Annotated in this window: 15 protein-coding genes and 1 pseudogene; 11 read left to right on the top strand and 5 right to left on the bottom strand. The window is 53.5% G+C overall.

Annotation, left to right across the window (positions count from 1 at the left end; all coding sequences use genetic code 11):
- Window positions 1-14: 14 nt before the first annotated feature.
- Window positions 15-788, bottom strand: a complete 774-nt coding sequence (locus MEB48_RS01510) for an SDR family NAD(P)-dependent oxidoreductase (RefSeq protein WP_237881193.1) — start codon at window positions 786-788, stop codon at window positions 15-17.
- A 184-nt stretch (window positions 789-972) separates the two neighbouring features.
- On the opposite strand from MEB48_RS01510, the gene gcvA reads away from it, so the two are divergent.
- Both gcvA and MEB48_RS01500 read left to right on the top strand, forming a co-directional pair.
- On the top strand, window positions 973-1,884 hold the full coding sequence (gene gcvA / locus MEB48_RS01505) for a transcriptional regulator GcvA (RefSeq protein WP_237881191.1): 912 nt from the start codon (window positions 973-975) through the stop codon (window positions 1,882-1,884).
- 325 nt (window positions 1,885-2,209) lie between these two features.
- Entirely contained in the window at window positions 2,210-2,575 is a 366-nt protein-coding gene (locus MEB48_RS01500) for a histone-like nucleoid-structuring protein, MvaT/MvaU family (RefSeq protein WP_237881189.1), read from the top strand.
- 53 nt (window positions 2,576-2,628) lie between these two features.
- Here MEB48_RS01500 and MEB48_RS01495 read toward each other — a convergent pair whose 3' ends face one another.
- The gene (locus MEB48_RS01495; protein WP_237881187.1) at window positions 2,629-3,507 is read right to left on the bottom strand and encodes a LysR family transcriptional regulator; all 879 of its coding nucleotides are present in this window, start codon (window positions 3,505-3,507) and stop codon (window positions 2,629-2,631) included.
- Window positions 3,508-3,606: 99 nt separating this feature from the next.
- Between MEB48_RS01495 and MEB48_RS01490 the strand changes: the two genes are divergently transcribed.
- The 4 genes and pseudogenes from MEB48_RS01490 to MEB48_RS01475 form a co-directional block, all read left to right on the top strand.
- On the top strand, window positions 3,607-4,776 hold the full coding sequence (locus MEB48_RS01490; RefSeq protein ID WP_237881185.1) for a mandelate racemase/muconate lactonizing enzyme family protein: 1,170 nt from the start codon (window positions 3,607-3,609) through the stop codon (window positions 4,774-4,776).
- A gap of 102 nt (window positions 4,777-4,878) precedes the next feature.
- Window positions 4,879-6,186, top strand: a complete 1,308-nt coding sequence (gene dctA / locus MEB48_RS01485) for a C4-dicarboxylate transporter DctA (protein ID WP_237881183.1) — start codon at window positions 4,879-4,881, stop codon at window positions 6,184-6,186.
- Between the two features lie 123 nt (window positions 6,187-6,309).
- Complete coding sequence (locus MEB48_RS01480) at window positions 6,310-7,182, top strand: isocitrate lyase/PEP mutase family protein (protein WP_237881181.1); 873 nt, start codon at window positions 6,310-6,312, stop codon at window positions 7,180-7,182.
- A gap of 23 nt (window positions 7,183-7,205) precedes the next feature.
- Window positions 7,206-7,757 (top strand): annotated as a pseudogene (locus tag MEB48_RS01475) (NAD(P)-dependent oxidoreductase); the annotation flags it as partial.
- A gap of 243 nt (window positions 7,758-8,000) precedes the next feature.
- Here MEB48_RS01475 and MEB48_RS01470 read toward each other — a convergent pair.
- Both MEB48_RS01470 and MEB48_RS01465 read right to left on the bottom strand, forming a co-directional pair.
- Window positions 8,001-9,050 carry an EthD domain-containing protein gene (locus tag MEB48_RS01470; RefSeq protein WP_237881179.1) on the bottom strand — a complete coding sequence of 350 codons (1,050 nt, stop codon included), beginning with the start codon at window positions 9,048-9,050 and terminating at the stop codon, window positions 8,001-8,003.
- Window positions 9,043-10,239 carry an MFS transporter gene (locus MEB48_RS01465; protein WP_237881177.1) on the bottom strand — a complete coding sequence of 399 codons (1,197 nt, stop codon included), beginning with the start codon at window positions 10,237-10,239 and terminating at the stop codon, window positions 9,043-9,045. Before MEB48_RS01465 ends, MEB48_RS01470 begins: the two co-directional genes overlap by 8 nt.
- Window positions 10,240-10,378: 139 nt before the next feature.
- On the opposite strand from MEB48_RS01465, the gene MEB48_RS01460 reads away from it, so the two are divergent.
- Window positions 10,379-11,305 carry a LysR family transcriptional regulator gene (locus MEB48_RS01460; protein ID WP_237881175.1) on the top strand — a complete coding sequence of 309 codons (927 nt, stop codon included), beginning with the start codon at window positions 10,379-10,381 and terminating at the stop codon, window positions 11,303-11,305.
- Window positions 11,306-11,334: 29 nt separating this feature from the next.
- On the opposite strand, the gene MEB48_RS01455 is transcribed toward MEB48_RS01460, so the two are convergent.
- Entirely contained in the window at window positions 11,335-12,039 is a 705-nt protein-coding gene (locus MEB48_RS01455; protein ID WP_237881173.1) for a substrate binding domain-containing protein, read from the bottom strand.
- A 474-nt stretch (window positions 12,040-12,513) separates the two neighbouring features.
- On the opposite strand from MEB48_RS01455, the gene MEB48_RS01450 reads away from it, so the two are divergent.
- From MEB48_RS01450 to maiA, 4 genes are all read left to right on the top strand, one after another.
- Window positions 12,514-13,473, top strand: a complete 960-nt coding sequence (locus MEB48_RS01450; protein ID WP_237881171.1) for an MBL fold metallo-hydrolase — start codon at window positions 12,514-12,516, stop codon at window positions 13,471-13,473.
- Between the two features lie 453 nt (window positions 13,474-13,926).
- Entirely contained in the window at window positions 13,927-15,219 is a 1,293-nt protein-coding gene (gene hmgA / locus MEB48_RS01445; RefSeq protein ID WP_237881170.1) for a homogentisate 1,2-dioxygenase, read from the top strand.
- Between the two features lie 20 nt (window positions 15,220-15,239).
- Window positions 15,240-16,538, top strand: coding sequence for a fumarylacetoacetase (gene fahA, locus MEB48_RS01440; protein ID WP_237881167.1), 1,299 nt, complete (start codon window positions 15,240-15,242; stop codon window positions 16,536-16,538).
- A complete protein-coding gene (gene maiA / locus MEB48_RS01435; RefSeq protein ID WP_237881166.1) occupies window positions 16,535-17,173 on the top strand; it encodes a maleylacetoacetate isomerase in 639 nt (212 codons plus the stop codon). Before fahA ends, maiA begins: the two co-directional genes overlap by 4 nt.
- Window positions 17,174-17,210: the final 37 nt, after the last annotated feature.

The following is a 17,210-nucleotide window of genomic DNA, read 5'->3' as shown; positions in this document are numbered from 1 at the left end:
TGCCCGAATTCATATTAGTTGCGACCGGCCATAACACCGCCATCGACGTCCCAGATAGCACCTGTGACCCAACTGGCCTTGTCGGAGAGCAGGAAAGCAACCACTTCGGCCACCTCTTCAGGAGTACCTACTCGTCCGATTGGGTGGAAGCTATTGAAGCCCTGCAGCGCTGTATGAACCTCAGCTTTCGGAATGAAACCTTCGTAGATTGGGGTCTGCACCACCGCAGGTGATACGGCATTGACGCGGATATGCTTGGATGCAAGTTCCATCGCCAAGTGCTGAGTCAGCGAGTGCAGGCCCGCTTTTGCCATCGAATAGGCAGAGGACGGGGTGGCGGCGATTGCTTGTTTGCCCCACATGGAGCCGATGTTGACGATAGCGCCGGGATTTCCCTTGGCGACGAGGTTGGCAGCGACTTTTTGCGTGATGAAGAAGGAGGCTTTGTTCAGTTGCATGTACTGATCATAGTCAGCGTCCTGGTGCTCCAGAAAAGGCTTGGGGAAGAATACGCCCGCCGCGTTCACAAGCAGATCGACGTCCGCGTGGCGTTGATCAATCTCCTGCAGCAGCGTCGCGAGGTCTTCTGGGTCAGTCAGGTTTGCTGTGAGTGCGCTTACAGTCCCTATTGCGGCTAGCTCTTGGCGAGCCTGTTCGGTTTTTTCTGCGCGGCTGCCCACAATAACTACGTTACCGCCTTGCTGTAAGACGAGTCGGGCGGTTTCAAACCCCATACCACTGGTGCCGCCGACGACTAACAATTTCTTGCCGATGAATTGATTACTCATTTGAATGCTCCAAAAAGTGGGGGAGGCCATGCAGGAAACCGAGAACCTATTGCCAGCCTTTAAGGCATGACCTCTAACGGTTCAGCCACCGCCTGCTGCTGAAGTACAAGTGAATTATTGGCTTCTACCGGGAGCTGAACAAACGAGATAAAGTGTCAGTACGATAAAGAAAAGGTTTACCGCTATGGTCGCGCCCATTCATCTCAACGCACTGAGGGCCTTTGAAGCCAGTGCCCGGCATCAAAGCTTTTCTGCTGGTGCGGAGGAGTTAAATGTCACCCCGGCAGCCGTTGGGCAGCTAGTACGCACTCTTGAGCATTGGCTAGGCACGCCTCTGTTTCATCGAGGCACCAGCGGCAAGGCACGGTTGGTCGCTACTGATGCTGCTGAGCGTGCGCTTCCCGACATTCGGGCCGGATTCGAGCGGCTTACGTTAGGGGTAGAACGGATGAGAGAGGGCTCGCCCAACGGGGTTCTAACTGTCACGGTCAGTCCCGCCTTTGCTGCCAAATGGTTGTTACCAAGAATCGAGCGCTTCCATGCCGCCTGGCCAGATACCGACGTCCGCCTTGATACACAGCTCAAAGCGGTGGATTTCCTGATTCAACGAATAGATATCGGCGTCCGATATGGTGCCGGCCAGTGGCCTGGCCTTATTGCAGAAAAACTGATGGATGAGGATATCTTCCCTGTTTGCTCACCTCAGTTGAAAAACACGCCGGATTGTTTGAACACTCTGGCCGAGCTGGCCAATCAAACGCTGATCCACGACCTATCGATGGACAGTAGCGCCGGATTCACGACCTGGGATACCTGGCTGAGTAGAGCAGCGATGAAAAATGTATCGACGCTCCGGGGCATGAAGATCAACAACAGTGCAGCTGTGCTTCAAGCAGCGATAGATGGGCAAGGAATCGCGCTTGCTCGCAGCGTTATGGCCCGAGATGATTTGGCCGCTGGCCGGCTAATCCGCTTGTTTCCAGACATCCAGGTTGTCTCTCCATTGGCCTACTACGTTGTCTATCGGACTGAATGTGCAAGCTTGCCGAGAATGAAAGCGTTTCGAGATTGGTTATTTGAGGAGGCTAGAACCTAGTCAATGGCCTGCAATGTTCATTCCCCATGTATCCAAGAGGTTGTATGCGATAGAAAGCTCAGAACGAGTCATTGAGGCTGGTTTTTTCTTGAGAGCTTGCATACGCTTCTTATGTGTTGCTCGTATCTGAGGTGAGCCGAGATTTATGGGGTGATTCCAATCACATACATGAAGTTGAAATGCTGCTATTTTCGCTGGCAGATACTGGCATTTATGCAGACGTGTTTAACAGGCTTCCTATCCTCGCTGTAGAATAATGCAGAATCAGTATTAGCCATCTTCATATGGCTGACTCGTGTAGCCCAAAAAAGCCTCGGAGGCTTCAATGTCCAAGCTCGCAGAATTCCGTCAACTCGAAAAACACTTAGCCGAACAGCTCCAAGCTCTCGAAGCACTGAAAGGTGATGCTGGCCTTCAAAAAGAAATTGATTTCGAAAAGAAGCTGCGCGACTTGCTTGCCAAGTACGGCTATAGCTTGAAAGACGTGATCAACCTGCTTGATCCACAAGCCGGTCGTCGTGCTCCCGCTGCCCAGTCTCAATCGGGCACGCGCAAGCCACGCCAGGTGAAGGTCTACAAAAATCCGGAGTCTGGTGAAGTTGTAGAAACCAAAGGTGGCAACCACAAAACCCTGAAAGAGTGGAAAGCGAAATATGGTGCCGACAAGGTTGAGTCCTGGCTGACCAAGTGATCTTGGTTTGAGTACAAGGGGCCCTTCGGGGCCTTTTTTTATTGGATGCGTTATCAGTCGCTGCCCACCCTGGCCCAGAATTCTTCGGCAGATGTACTGAGTGGTGCTGCTGGACGGGTCAGGTGAATTTCCAGAGGGATATCCCAGCTTTCGTCTAGTGCTCTGACTAAGCGTCCATCCATTATTTCTTGCTCGGTGAGGCTCTTAGGCAACCATGCCACGCCTTTGCTTTCCAGGGCCATAGACATCAGCACCGCCGCGAGGTGGCTGCTGAAAAGTGGTTTGAGGTGAAGGTAATCTTCCTTGCCATGCAGTCGGTGAGCGACGATACGCCCCAGTCCGGACTCATGGGTATAAGCGAGGTAGGGCAATGCCGCTGGGGAATTGCCGAAGTTGGCGGAAGCGCTCGCCAGAGGAACGAGAACGTCCTCGCCAACCTTCTTGCCGATGAACTGATCAGGGGCTAGTAATGGTGGAACATCGGGGTGGCGGTGGCAGAGCAGAAACTGAACTTGGCCGTGTATCAGCATCTGTTCACAGACAGCCATGCTATCTGAGTGCAGCTGTACAGCCTCGATTGGGGCACCGTTTTCTGCGCTTCGAAGCCACCTTGGAAAAAAGGTAAACGACAGGGAGTGAGTCGCAGCGAAGTGCAACGATTTAGCGGCCATTCCCGCCACCTCTTGAGCTTCGTTGCGCATCCTGTACAAGCGCCTGGCTGCCTCCTGAGCACTTGGCAAAATTTGCCTCCCAGCTTCGGTCAGGGTCGCCCCTTGAGGGGTGCGAACGAACAGCTGTACCCCCATCCAATTCTCTAGAGAGCGGACTCTGCGGCTGAATGCAGGCTGAGTAACGTGCCGTGCTTCAGCCGCGCGAACAAAGCTGCCGTACTCCGCAAGGGCTGAAAAATCCTCGAGCCAAACGAGTTCCAAGGGCCATGCCTCCTGTGCATAGGGTGCGGCATTAATAGCATTGGGCGGGTGTCATCGCAAAGCATAACGTGGGGCCACCAACAACAAGAGGAACCCGCCATGCGTATCGTAGACATCCGTGAAAAAACTGTTTCCATTGCCTCGCCAATTGCCAACGCCTACATCGATTTCTCCAAAATGACCTGCTCAGTTGTGGCTGTCGTCACGGATGTGATTCGCGATGGTAAACCTGTCATCGGTTACGGTTTCAACTCCAACGGTCGCTATGGTCAGGGCGCACTGATGCGTGATCGCTTCTTGGCGCGTATCACGGAAGCTGATCCAGATACTCTCGTCGATCATGAAAACAACAACCTGGATCCGTTCGCCATCTGGAAAACCCTGATGACCAACGAAAAGCCAGGTGGCCACGGCGAGCGCTCAGTCGCAGTTGGCACCATTGATATGGCTGTATGGGATGCCGTTGCCAAAATTGAAGGCAAACCTCTGTATCGCCTGCTGGCCGACCGTTATCGCGACGGCGTGGCAGATGACAAGGTATGGGTCTATGCAGCAGGTGGCTACTACTACCCAGGCAAAGACCAGACCAAGCTCAAAGCAGAAATGCAGAGCTATCTGGATCGTGGCTACGACGTTGTCAAAATGAAGATCGGTGCGGTTCCTCTGGATGAAGATATCCGTCGCATCGAAGCGGTACTTGAAGTGGTGGGTGATGGTCGTCGACTGGCGGTCGATGCCAACGGTCGTTTCGATCTGAAGACAGGTATTGCGTACGCGGAGGCCATCAAAAAGTACAACCTCTTCTGGTACGAAGAAGTTGGCGATCCGCTGGACTATGAACTGCAAGCTGAACTTGCCAACCACTATGAACTGCCCATGGCCACCGGGGAAAACCTGTTCTCCCATCAGGATGCTCGTAACCTTCTGCGTCACGGCGGTATGCGCCCTGATCGCGATTACCTCCAGTTCGACTGTGCACTGTCCTACGGGCTCGTGGAGTACATGCGCACCCTGAAGGTGATGGAAGAAATGGGTTGGTCTTCCCGCCGCGTAGTTCCTCACGGTGGTCACCAGATGTCCCTGAACATCGCAGCAGGTCTGCACCTGGGCGGTAACGAATCGTACCCGGATGTGTTCCAGCCTTTCGGCGGCTTCGCTGACGGGATCCGCGTGGAAAATGGCTATGTAGGTCTGCCGGGTATTCCAGGTGTCGGCTTCGAAGCCAAGTCCGCTTTGTACGCAGTAATGCGCGAACTGGGCGAAGGCTGATAGCGCTCGAGCGGCGGCTTCTTGCAGGAGGCCGCCGTTATTAGGCGTCACTCACTGACGCCACGCCACACACCCATCACAAAAATAAAATGAGGTGCTCCCGTGGAAATCTCCAAGTCCCGCTGGTACAGCCAACTGTATGTGCAGGTGCTGATCGGTATCGTCATCGGTGCAGCAATTGGTCACTTTGAACCGCAATTCGGAGCCAAGCTCCAACCTTTTGCGGATGGCTTTATCAAACTCATCAAAATGCTGTTGGCGCCTATTATTTTCGGTACCGTCGTCGTTGGTATCGCTAAGATGGGCAGCATCAAGGAAGTCGGGCGGATCGGCGTCAAAGCGCTGCTCTACTTTGAAATCCTTTCAACCATTGCGCTGGTCATCGGCCTTATTGTGGTCAATATCGCAAAGCCAGGCGCGGGGATGAATATCAACGCTACCACGCTTGATACCAGCGCTATCGCCAAATACAGCCAAGCCGCCAATGAGCAGGGCGGAACAATCGATTTCTTTCTCAACATAATCCCGAGTACCTTCATTGGCGCATTCTCGAATGGCGTCATGCTTCAGGTCATCTTGATTTCGGTTTTGATGGGCGTTGCCCTCGTTCAAATGGGCGAAACCAGCAAACCGCTGATCAACACCATCGACCTGTTTCTGCAAGGGCTGTTCAAGATCGTGGCAATGGTCATGCGTCTGGCTCCGATTGGTGCCGGCGCTGGGATGGCTTTCACTATTGGCAAGTACGGAATTGGTACCTTGCTGTCACTCGGCCAGTTGCTGGTCGCGCTCTACATCACGACATTGATTTTCATCGTGGTGGTGCTGGGTACGGTTGCTAGATGGTCGGGCATGCCGCTGATGCAATTTCTTCGTTACTTCAAAGATGAAATTCTCATCACGCTTGGCACCTGCTCTACCGAAGCCGTGCTTCCGCGAATGATGGTGAAACTTGAAAAGCTGGGCTGCAAGAAGTCAGTGGTGGGCATGGTGCTACCAACTGGATATGCCTTCAATGCGGATGGCACCTGCATTTATCTCACCATGGCGGCGATTTTTATCGCACAGGCAACCAATACGCCACTGACGTTTATGGATCAGATGATTCTGTTGGGCGTCTTCCTGCTGACCTCAAAAGGCTCCGCTGGCGTGGCGGGTGCCGGGTTCATAACCCTTGCGGCAACGCTCACAACCATCCACTCCATTCCGCTGGTAGGCCTTGTCCTGCTTTTGGGCATCGACCGATTCCTCAACGAAGCGCGAGCCGTGACTAACCTGATCGGCAACGGTATCGGCACCATCGCCATTGCAAAATGGGACAACTCCTTTGACGTCGAAGCCTGCGAGCGTGAGATTGCCGCAATGAAACACGAAAAGGCAGCGCGAAAAGCATTGTTGGCGCAAAAGTAATTAGCAAAGTTTACCGGTCATTTCCGCTTCAACCACGGCCATGACCGGTAGTGATTTCCAGTACTCGTTCAACGCGGAACGATCCCAAAGAAGTCCTCGAATGAATTTGATGGAGCCGAAAAAATGATTGAGCGATCTCATCATGAATTGCGCACGGCGTTTGGTGATTTACTTCATGGAGTAGACTGTAAATTTGCTGCCTCCGTATTCGATCCTATCTCGGTTCGTATGGCATCCGACCTTGGTTTTGAGGTTGCAATCCAAGGTGGTTCCGTCGCCTCGCTTCAAGTGCTCGGAGCTCCGGACATTTCTCTGCTCACGCTTGATGAATATGTCGAGCAGGTTTCCAGAGTCGGGCGGGCCAGCCAAATCCCAATCATTGGGGACGCTGATCATGGGTTTGGTAACGCACTGAATGTAATGCGAACAGTGACCGAGCTGCAGAAAGCCGGTGTTGCTGCCCTAACGCTGGAAGACACCCACTTACCCGCCAAATACGACGAGCAGTCGCACGTGCTTATCGAAAGGGAAGAAGCCGCAGCCAAGATTTATGCTGCGCGATTTGCCCGTTCAGATGATGCCCTTAGCATCATTGCCAGAACGAATGTGGCTGCTACCACTTTGGAAGACTCCATCGCTCGTACTGCGGCTTATCAGAAGGCTGGAGCAGATGCTATTTGTCTGGTTGGCGTTAAGGACTTCCAGCACCTGGAAGCACTCACGGCACACCTCAGCGTGCCGATCATGCTGATCAACTACGGCAATCCGGCTCTGAGCGATGTCGAGAAACTGAGTGCAGCCAATGTACGAATCGTGGTCAATGGGCATGCCCCTTATTTGTCCGCAATCAAAGCGACCTACGAGGCGCTGCGCGAACAAAGTGGCACAGACGGGAGCGAGCTTTCCCTGCCTGAGCTGCTTAATAAATACACACTCTCGGACAACTACCGAGAGTGGGCAAAGACCTATTTGAAGTCAGAAAACGATTCGAATTGAGTTTGAAACAGGTGAAATAAAGCGTCATGAGTCCCGAGCTTGGTGACATGGATGCCCAGTTTGAAGCTGCCATTTTCAGCGTCCACGGGCTGATCGGCGGCAATCGTCGTTTGGGTGAAGCTGAGCTGGCTTCAGCTAAAAATCTTGAGATCATCTCGAGCATATCGGTTGGTTACGACAACTATGACCTCAGATATCTCAATAGCCGAGGGATCATGTTGACCAACACACCGGATGTCTTGAACGAGACTACAGCTGATCTGGCTTTTGCCCTGATCCTCGCCACAGCGAGACGCATCCCTGAGCTTGATGCCTGGACGAAAGAGGGAAACTGGACAAAGACCATTCACGCATCCCATTTTGGGAATGACGTGCATGGAAAGACCTTGGGCATTATCGGGCTGGGCAAAATCGGAGAAGCCATCGCACGTAGAGGTCGGTTTGGTTTTGGCATGAACATTTTGTACAGCGGCAACAGTCGTAAACCACAGCTTGAACAAGAACTCGGTGCGCGGTTCGTCCCGCAAGAGAAGCTTTTAAGCGAGTCTGATTTTGTCTGTCCGGTCGTGCCGTTGACGGACGGCATGGCAGTCTCAAGTGCGAGGGTTTCGGGAGCTTCTCCAGGCAAAGATGATCCAACACAAGCACCGGCTGCGAAGCCTCCCCGGAACCGCGTGATTGACTGAAGTCGATCAATGCCCAGGCTCTCAGCCTGGCGCGCAGCAAATGCGTGGTAAGCCGTGCGGGGCTGAAAGCATGAACTCGGGTTGGGCGCAGCTTTACCGGCACCAATATATTTTGTGCGAGATGTCTACCGATCAAAGCATTTTGAAGAAGTCGAACGGAGCTCGAAAGTCGTCAAGCGATGTCGTCTTCTCTAAGATGATGCGATTGACAATTGTCAGTCCGATTGACGTCCACCACTCTCCCAAGCTTGTGTCAATCATCACTTGTTCATGCCTCGATATGGCCAAGTAGTCATCGCAGCGCAGGAAATCTTCCAAATCGTTGAGGCTTGCAAAGTTCAACAAGCTTACACCGTCGTACTTGCACGCATCAGGGTGATAGAACAGCTCGCCTGGTTCCATTGGCCCGATGCTGTGGAGCTGCACATAGCGCTTCACCAGTCCACCTGTATGCCTCGTAACCACCGGAGCATGTTCGTGCAGCCACCACCTCTGGAACTCCTCACGCGTCGCGTCCTGCTTGCGAACGTGAAGCTTCACGAGCGTAACGGGTTCGTTTCCGGAGTTGCTGGGCAAAACGATGTATTGCTTGGCCGGGATGGGGGCGATGTTTCGGAACATCGCGTGATCTTCGGGGGCAATCTTTTGGCGGATCCGGTCATTGCCGAACACCACACCCATGTCTTCCATTCGGGCGAAATTCAAGTAGGCCACACCATCCCATGCAGGTCGTTGATACGGTGGTACGTGGCCGACAATCGTGGGCCACAACTTGCCGTGCTCATCGACCGGGAATCGGTAGGGAGGGGCGTTGTAACTGGTCGGCCCAGGAGCAAAGCGATGCAGTTGATCGTATCGCAGCAAGCGCTCCAGAGACTTGTCGTCTGACTCTTCAACATGCACGAATCTTGGGCCATGCACTTTTCGCCAATACTCGCCCCAATGCTCGAAACTCAGATTCGGGCTGCGCTCCAGGGCGTTAGCTGATGGATCCGCTGCCGGATCTACGATGACCTGCCCTTCGTGATCTAGGCCATAGCCTTCGGCGCGGCTGCGCTCATTCAGTGGTGTGCTGTCAGAGCGTGAAAGCAGCGAAAAGAGGACGGTCAGCGGTGCGTGATCACCCAGCTCGGGTTTGATGTAGGGCGTTCTCAGAGGATGATCGTGCATGGTGTTAGACATAACGCTGTTCCCGTTTTGGTGCATGGTGAAGATAAGTTACGGCGAGTGCAGTGATGCCGGCGAGTCCAGCAAACGTAAACACGCCATGCGCTCCAAAGTGTGTGAATGCCCATGTACCTACTGCAGCGCCCACGGCCATTCCCGCCATCGCACCAGCCATCATCAGGCCGTTCAGGCGACTGCGGGCGTATGGATCGAGACTGTTGATGATGCTTTGATGCGAAACGAGCCCAGCCTGTACGCCTAGATCAAACAACACTGCACCGATACCCAAGACTGCCAGGCTTGGGGGCAATAATGTCATGCCCACGAACGAGACAATCACTAAGCCACAACCAGCACGGATGGCGATTAGCGGCCCGCGACGATCAGCCAATTTGCCAAAGAGTGGTGCAGCCAACGCACCAGCAGCACCTGCAATACCAAACGATCCAGCTATGGCAGCCCCCATGTGAAACGGTGGTGCTGCCAATACCAGTGATAGACAAGACCAGTATGCTCCGAGTGTTGATGCCAGCAATCCCTGAACAATCATGGCGAGCTTCAGTGATCGATGTTCCCGCCACAACGTCCAAAGGCTGGCCAACAGTTTGGTATACGGCGTGCGGAGCGCTGGAGGTGTGGGCGCTACAGTCAGCCATGTGATCAGGATTACTACCAGCATCAATCCGGCTGCAAGGAACTGCATCTCGCGCCAGCCGAAACTGTCTGCCACGAAGCCACCCAAGGTTCTAGATAATAGGATGCCAGTCAAAAGCCCCGTGGTTACCATGCCCACGGCGTGGCCTCGGGATTTCTCCGGCGCGATTTGAGCAGCGACAGGGATAAAGTCCTGGCCGACGCTACCCAGGAGTCCAACAACCATACAAGCCATCAACATAACGTTGAGACTCGGCGCTGTAGCGGTGGCAATTAATGCACCCACCAGGATCAGCGACTTCATGATGATCAGTCGTCGTCTCGAAATGACGTCGCCCAGCGGGGCGAGCAGCAGCATGCCCAGCGCGTAGCTGATTTGTGTGAGGGTCGGAACCCAGCCAATCTGTTCAATGGTCGCACCCAAATCAGACTTGACCAAATCCAGGCTTGGCTGGAGGTAATAAACGTTTGCTACGCCTAGGCCTGAGCACACCGCGAGCAGAAAAAGCTCAATATTCAGGGGTAGCTTGGAGGGGGTTGTAGCGTTCATTAATGCTTCGGTACTCGCCAAATTGTGACGCCCCAATGCAGGACGTCTCCATCTGCATATGCTATTGACGATTTCCGTTTAGATATAGGAAGCTGTGATCGCAAGAGAGTTGACTCTTGGTCGTCAATGGGGAACAAGAATGAATGCGCCCGATCCGTTTCGTGGGATTTCAATTTTTTTAGAGGTAATTGAGGCTGGGAGCTTCACCATAGCCGCTGAGCGCTTGGACATGAGTAAGTCCGGAGTTGCGAAGAGTATTTCTCGCCTGGAAACCACCCTCGGCACTCGACTGTTTCACCGAACTACGCGAAGCCTAACTCTGACGGACGAAGGAACTCGATTTAGCGAGGGGTGCCGCCGATCGCTCAATGAGCTGAAGCAGGCTCAGACCAAATTGCTGGCTCAGCAACAAGAACTGAGTGGGCGTCTTCGGGTCACGTTACCAATGGTGCTGGGGAAAAAATGGGTGTTACCCGCTCTTTTGGAAATTGCCCAACGCCATCCTGCACTCGAGTTGGATATCAATTTGACAGATAGGTTGGTTGATTTGGTAGAGGAGGGGGTGGATCTTGCAATAAGGATCGGCCCGCTGCATGACAGCGCCACTTTGATTGCAAAACCCCTGGGAGTTCAGCGCGCCGTTCTCTGCGCTGCTCCGGAATATCTGGAAGCTCATGGTCATCCGCAATCGCTGGACGAGCTGCATTCCCATGCCTGTGTCACCTTCGGCAGTGGTGGGCAATCGCGCTCGTGGCACTTCCTGGATGAAAATGGCCACAACCACTCATTGGCAATCCGAGGGCGAATTGGTCTCAACGATAGCGAAGCAATTCTAGTTGCGACGCTTGCAGGGTTCGGTATTGCACTGATCGCCGATTGGCTGGTGAGTGAGCATCTGAAGGCGGGCCGGCTTGTGGCCATTTTGCCAGAGGTTAGGACAGTAGGATTTCCGATTCACGCCGTCTGGCAGCGCAACCAGCTCCTTTCTCCAAAAGTTCGTCATGTCGTGGATTTGCTCGCCGAGCGCTTCGTTCCCGAGCAGCCTTGGGAGGTCAAGTCAGCATAGGGAGAGGACAGATGGGCGCCAATCTCTTGCTACACTTGTTCCCAGTATGGAGGAGTGCCAATTTCTTTCAAAAAAAATGCTGACACCTCCCTCACCTTTCTTGATCGGAGCCTGTTTTGGGGGGAAAGCAGTTGGACGTACATGTCCTCCGCTGAAGCAGACAACTTCCATTCCGGCAGTAGTTTAATGAGGCATTCTTCTTTGAAGCTCGCTGGACTGAATAGCCAGCTTGGGAATAGCACAATGCCCTGACCTGCAAGGGCGGCGGCGACCAAAACTTCTGCGTTATTACTCTTCATGGAACCGCGCAGATCCAGCGTTCTGAACGCCTCGTCTGACGTTGGCTTGAAGTACCACCGTTGCGCTCCTTGTTGCCCCTTGTAGAGCAGGCAGCTGTGCTGTAGTAAATCTAAAGGCGACTCAATGGGCTGATGGCTCGCGAGATAGTCGGGACTCGCCGCGAGTAGGTACCGATGCCCGCTGACTACCCGACCTATTAGACCTGAGTCGATGACTCTGCCCACTCTCACTATGATGTCGGCGCCTTCCTGGACGGGGTCTATCAGCGCATCGGTAAGCGTAAACGCAAGGGTCAATTCAGGATATTTGGACTGCAGTCTTGAGAGCAGTGGCGCGATGTGTAGCCTGCCCAGGGGGACGGGGGCATTGATTTTGACTAGGCCTTCTAATGCAACATCGCTCTGAGTGAGCTCGCTAGCTGCGTCGTCCAGCATGCTGATGGCCTCTTGGGCCTGACGGTAGAGCCTCAGAATACCGGCCCACTCATCATGTGCATTTTCTGTGATCAGTTTGACTTTCGCTTGGAGTGCGCATGCTGGCGGCCGTCATCGGAGCTGAAGCGATTTTGACCCAGACTGCTGATTTTTGATTGCCGCTATCCGCATACGAATTCAGCGGAAGGTTGTCATTCTTAGGGGGCTCGGATGGGCCAAGGTTTTTGACGGCTTGAGTCAAAATCGCATCGTCGTCGACACTGAGTTGTCAAAAAGGGGGTTATCAGACGACAACGCTCCCTATCGACGACTGGCAGTCAACTCTCTTGCGATGGAGACCCTATATATCTCTTGAAGCCTGCTCATTAGGATGGCGTCAGGACACTCAGCCAGGCTCGCTCCCGCGTCACTGCACGCTGCACCGAGAGTCACTACAAAACCGGCGTGTTCCTAAAACATTCTAAGGAGAAACCCATGGCCAAAGCCTTTGCCTCGTCCAATGACACTGCTGAGAAAAAAGAAACCCTTGAAGTCCTCGCAGACGGCGTATACGCCTATACCGCTGAAGGGGATCCAAACGTAGGTGCTTTTGAAGGCGAAGACTTTGTTGTCTGCTTCGACGCGCGCGCTACCCCAGCCTCTGCTCAAATCTGGCTAGACGAGCTGCGCAAGCACACCACCAAACCGGTCAAATACCTTATATTGAGCCATTACCATGCTGTTCGGGTACTGGGAGCAAGCGCTTTCAATGCTGAACATATTCTGGCTAGCACCAACACTGCCAAGCTTATCGAGGAGCGCGGCCAGGAAGACTGGGATAGCGAGTTCGGTCGCATGCCACGGCTTTTCAAGCAACCCGAAGGGATTCCCGGGCTGACTCGGCCAACTAAGATCACTGACGACTACACAATTGACCTAGGTGGTGATCGCGGCAAGCTTGAAGTCAAGTTTGTTGGTCGCGGGCACACTGCCGGTGATCTTGTGGTGTGGCATGAAAAGAGTAAGACCCTTTTTGCTGGGGATTTGGTTGAAGCCGAGGCGGCTTTGTATACCGGTGACGCGTTCCATTATGACTGGTCAGGAAAGACATTGGATGCGGTGAAAGCGTATCGCTCTGAATTCTTGTTAGGTGGCCGTGGCCCTGTAGCAAAGACCGTAGCCAACACTGACGCTGCCATTGAGCAAACACGTAACTTTATTCAGAGCATGATCGAAGAAGTAGAGAAGGTTCATCAGCGCGGCGGCTCCTTGAAAGAGGCTTTCGAAGCAACCCACCAAAAGTTAAATGCAGAATATGGCCACTGGCCAATTTTTGAACATTGCCTGCCCTTTGACGTCAAGCGCGTATGGGACGAATGCTCCAAGATCGACTGGCCAGTTATTTGGACGGATAAGCTCGACAAAGAAATTTGGGCTGAGTTGCAGAGCGATTGATCGATTCCCATCCGATCTGCACGGCAGTTTTTATTGCGTAGTTAATATGTATACGGTTTGAACATCGTGCTTTAACTGAAGCGAGCGGCTTCGGCCGCTCTTTTTTTGGGGTTTAACATTGCGCGTTACCACCCATTGTTCTAGTCGAGCATAGCCGAAACGTTGGAGTCGATTTGGTTCACTGCGAAACCTCAGAAGTAAAACGACTTCCACAAGATCGGGGATGACCATTTAACAGAGAGCTGTTTTTTGTCGGAAATGAAATTTCGCTACCGGCAATCGTATTGGCTCCTTCCACCGGCGGATGAGTTTTATCTTTCAGTAAACGACATGAGGCGCCGTGCGTCGCTGATACCTGTCGCTGCCTCATGTCTCCTTGATGGCGTGATTATATGAAATTGCGATTGGCGTAAACCTGTTACGAATAAAAATTTAGTAATGGCAGGAATTATGATGAACATTGACGAGCAAGACTTACACTATCAATCCGGATTCGGAAATGAGTTTTCCAGTGAGGCCGTTCCAGGCTCACTGCCGGTAGGCCAGAACTCACCGCAACGTGTGGCTCACGGTCTCTACGCCGAGCTTTTCTCCGGCACTGCTTTCACAATGCCCCGGCATGAGAGTCGCCGTACCTGGATGTACCGCATCCGCCCATCGGCAGCCCATCCGACTTTCAAACCGCTCAAATCACCCATTCCGCAAGCCGGTCTCGCTCCTGCCAACCCGAACCGTATGCGCTGGGACTCTCTTGATATACCCGTATCGCCAACTGACTTTATCGACGGCCTGCGCGTGATGGTGGCGAACTCCAGCCTTGACCGACCTAGCGGGATCACCATCTATCACTACCTGGCAAACCGCTCGATGGAGCGCGCTTTTTACAATGCTGATGGAGAAATGCTGGTCGTGCCTCAGTTGGGTGGGTTGCTGATCACAACTGAGCTTGGGCGTTTGGAAGTCAAGCCATTGGAAATCGCGGTAATCCCTCGCGGCTTGAAATTCAAAGTGGAGCTCCTTGAACAATTTGCTCGTGGCTACATAGCCGAGAATCATGGTGCTCCTTTGCGTCTTCCTGACCTTGGCCCGATTGGCAGTAATGGTCTAGCCAACCCTCGTGATTTCTTTACGCCGAATGCTTGGTTCGAGCAGCGGCAGGCGCCAACTCGTCTGGTGCAGAAATTTCAAGGAAGTTTTTGGGAGGCCGAACTGGATCACTCTCCTTTTGATGTGGTCGCTTGGCACGGCAACAACGTTCCGTACAAATATGACCTGCGTAACTTCAACACCATTGGGTCTATCAGTTTCGATCATCCTGATCCCTCGATATTCACGGTTCTGACGTCTCCGACTAGCGTGGCTGGACTGGCGAATCTGGATTTCGTGATTTTCCCACCACGCTGGTTGGTGGCCGAAAACACTTTCCGTCCACCATGGTTTCACCGCAACCTCATGAACGAGTATATGGGCCTGATTGAGGGCGAGTACGACGCTAAAGCAGATGGCTTTACTGCCGGTGGTTCGTCTCTACACAGCTGCATGAGTGCTCATGGGCCTGACGCACTCACCTCAGAGCGCGCAATGGCTGCTGATCTTGAACCCCAGAAACTGGATGGCACGATGGCCTTCATGTTCGAAACAAGCCAAGTCCTGCGCCCAACCGAATTTGCTCTCGCCAACCCCGCGCTGCAAAGCAACTACGACGCGTGCTGGGATGGAATAGCAAGTAATTTCGAGAGCAAGTAATCTTATTGAGGGAGTAGTGAATGAACAGTTGGGTTTCTTCGGCCAATGGTCATCCTGATTTTTCGCTGGCGAACTTGCCGTTTGGTGTATTCAGCATCCAAGGTGGTGAGCGTCGTACTGGCGTGGCGATAGGGGAATCGGTCTACGATCTGCAGGTGGCTCTAGATGCCGGCTTGCTCGTCGGCTCTGGAGAGCAGGCCGCGAAAGCAGCTGTCGGCGGCTCACTCAATAGTTTCTTCGGCCTGCCACGTGAAGACCGTCAGGCACTGCGCGATAGGCTGATTGCGCTGTTGAGCGCGGACGGAATCGAACTTGAGCTGCAGCGCCAGTTGGGCGACCGCTTGGTGGTTGATGCCTCCAAGTGTGAATTACATGTGCCTGCGCGCATCCAGGATTACACAGACTTTTACGTTGGCATCCATCATGCCGAGAACGTGGGTAAGCTCTTTCGTCCTGATAATCCACTGCTGCCCAACTACAAGTACGTGCCGATTGGCTACCACGGTCGAGCATCTACCATCATTACGTCCGGTAAGCCCTTGGTTCGGCCGTCTGGACAGATAAAGCTTCCTGACAGTGAAGCGCCGATTCATGCGCCATCGCGTCGTTTGGATTATGAGCTTGAGCTAGGGCTGTGGGTAGGCAGTGCGAACGAGCTTGGAAACCCAATCAGCATCCGCGATGCACACAAGCATATTGCGGGTTTCTGCTTGCTCAATGACTGGTCTGCGCGGGATATCCAAGCGTGGGAATACCAGCCTCTAGGCCCATTTCTTTCAAAGAGCTTCGCTTCGACGATTTCGCCTTGGGTGGTGACCACGGAGGCACTGGAGCCTTTCCGCTGCGCACAGCCGGCAAGGCCTGCAGGCGATCCTACTCCTCTGTCTTACCTGCTGGATGAAGAAGATCAGCGCGCTGGAGCGTTCGATATTTGCCTTGAGGTATTCCTGCTCACTGCTCGCATGAGGGAGGAGGGTATGGCTCCGTTTCTGCTCAGCGTCAGCACTACCCTAAATATGTATTGGACGTTCGCTCAAATGGTTACCCATCACACGGTGAATGGTTGCCAGCTCAGTCCTGGCGATCTCTTTGGCACGGGGACTCTTTCAGGCCCTACTACCGAATCGATGGGGTCGTTGCTGGAAATGACTGAGGGCGGTAAACAGCCATTCACGCTTCCCAATGGTGAGACGCGAACGTTCCTGGAGGACGGTGATGAAATCATCTTAAAGGCCCGAGCCTCCCGAGAAGGTATCGCCTCTATAGGCTTTGGTGAGTGCCGGGCTGTAGTACTCCCCGCTCGGGAGAGTCGCCGGTGATTCTGTATTCCTACTACCGTTCAACCTCGTCATACCGAGTGCGAATCGCACTGGAATTGAAAGGTGTGCCTTACGAGATTGAGCCAGTCAATCTCGTAAGGCATGGCGGTGAGCATCATGGCGCTGCATATCTGGAAATCAATCCCCAGGGACGCGTGCCGACACTGGTTGATGGTGACGTTCGCATCCTGCAGTCTCCGGCCATCATAGAGTACCTTGAGGAGGTTTTCCCGAACCAGCCATTGCTTACCGGTAATGCGGCGAATCGGGCGTTGGCTCGTTCGATTGCCGGCATCATCGGATGCGACGTACACCCCCTTCATAACGTTTCTGTGCTGAACAAGCTCCGAGCGACGGGGCACGAGGACGAATTCGTCAATTCATGGATCCTGGCCTGGATCTCTGACGGATTCAAAGCGGTTGAAGCGCTGATTGGTAGCAACGGATGGGCCCTGGGTAATGAGCCCGGTTTGGCTGATGTTTATCTGTTGCCTCAGATCTACGCAGCTCGCCGATTCGGTCTCGATGTGAGTGCTGCGTTCCCAAGAATCGCTCGCGTCGAGCAACTGGCGGCTGAGCATCCTGCATTTCAACGCGCCCACCCTGCGAGTCAGGTTGACACCCCACCGTCGTAGAAATAACGACGAGTTCTTACGTGGCCTCACAAAAATA

The organism is Pseudomonas sp. PGPR40, from assembly GCF_022014505.1.
Taxonomy (GTDB): Bacteria; Pseudomonadota; Gammaproteobacteria; order Pseudomonadales; family Pseudomonadaceae; genus Aquipseudomonas.
Note: the sequence above shows the minus strand (reverse complement) of the source record. Positions and strands in the feature narration are given on the sequence as shown.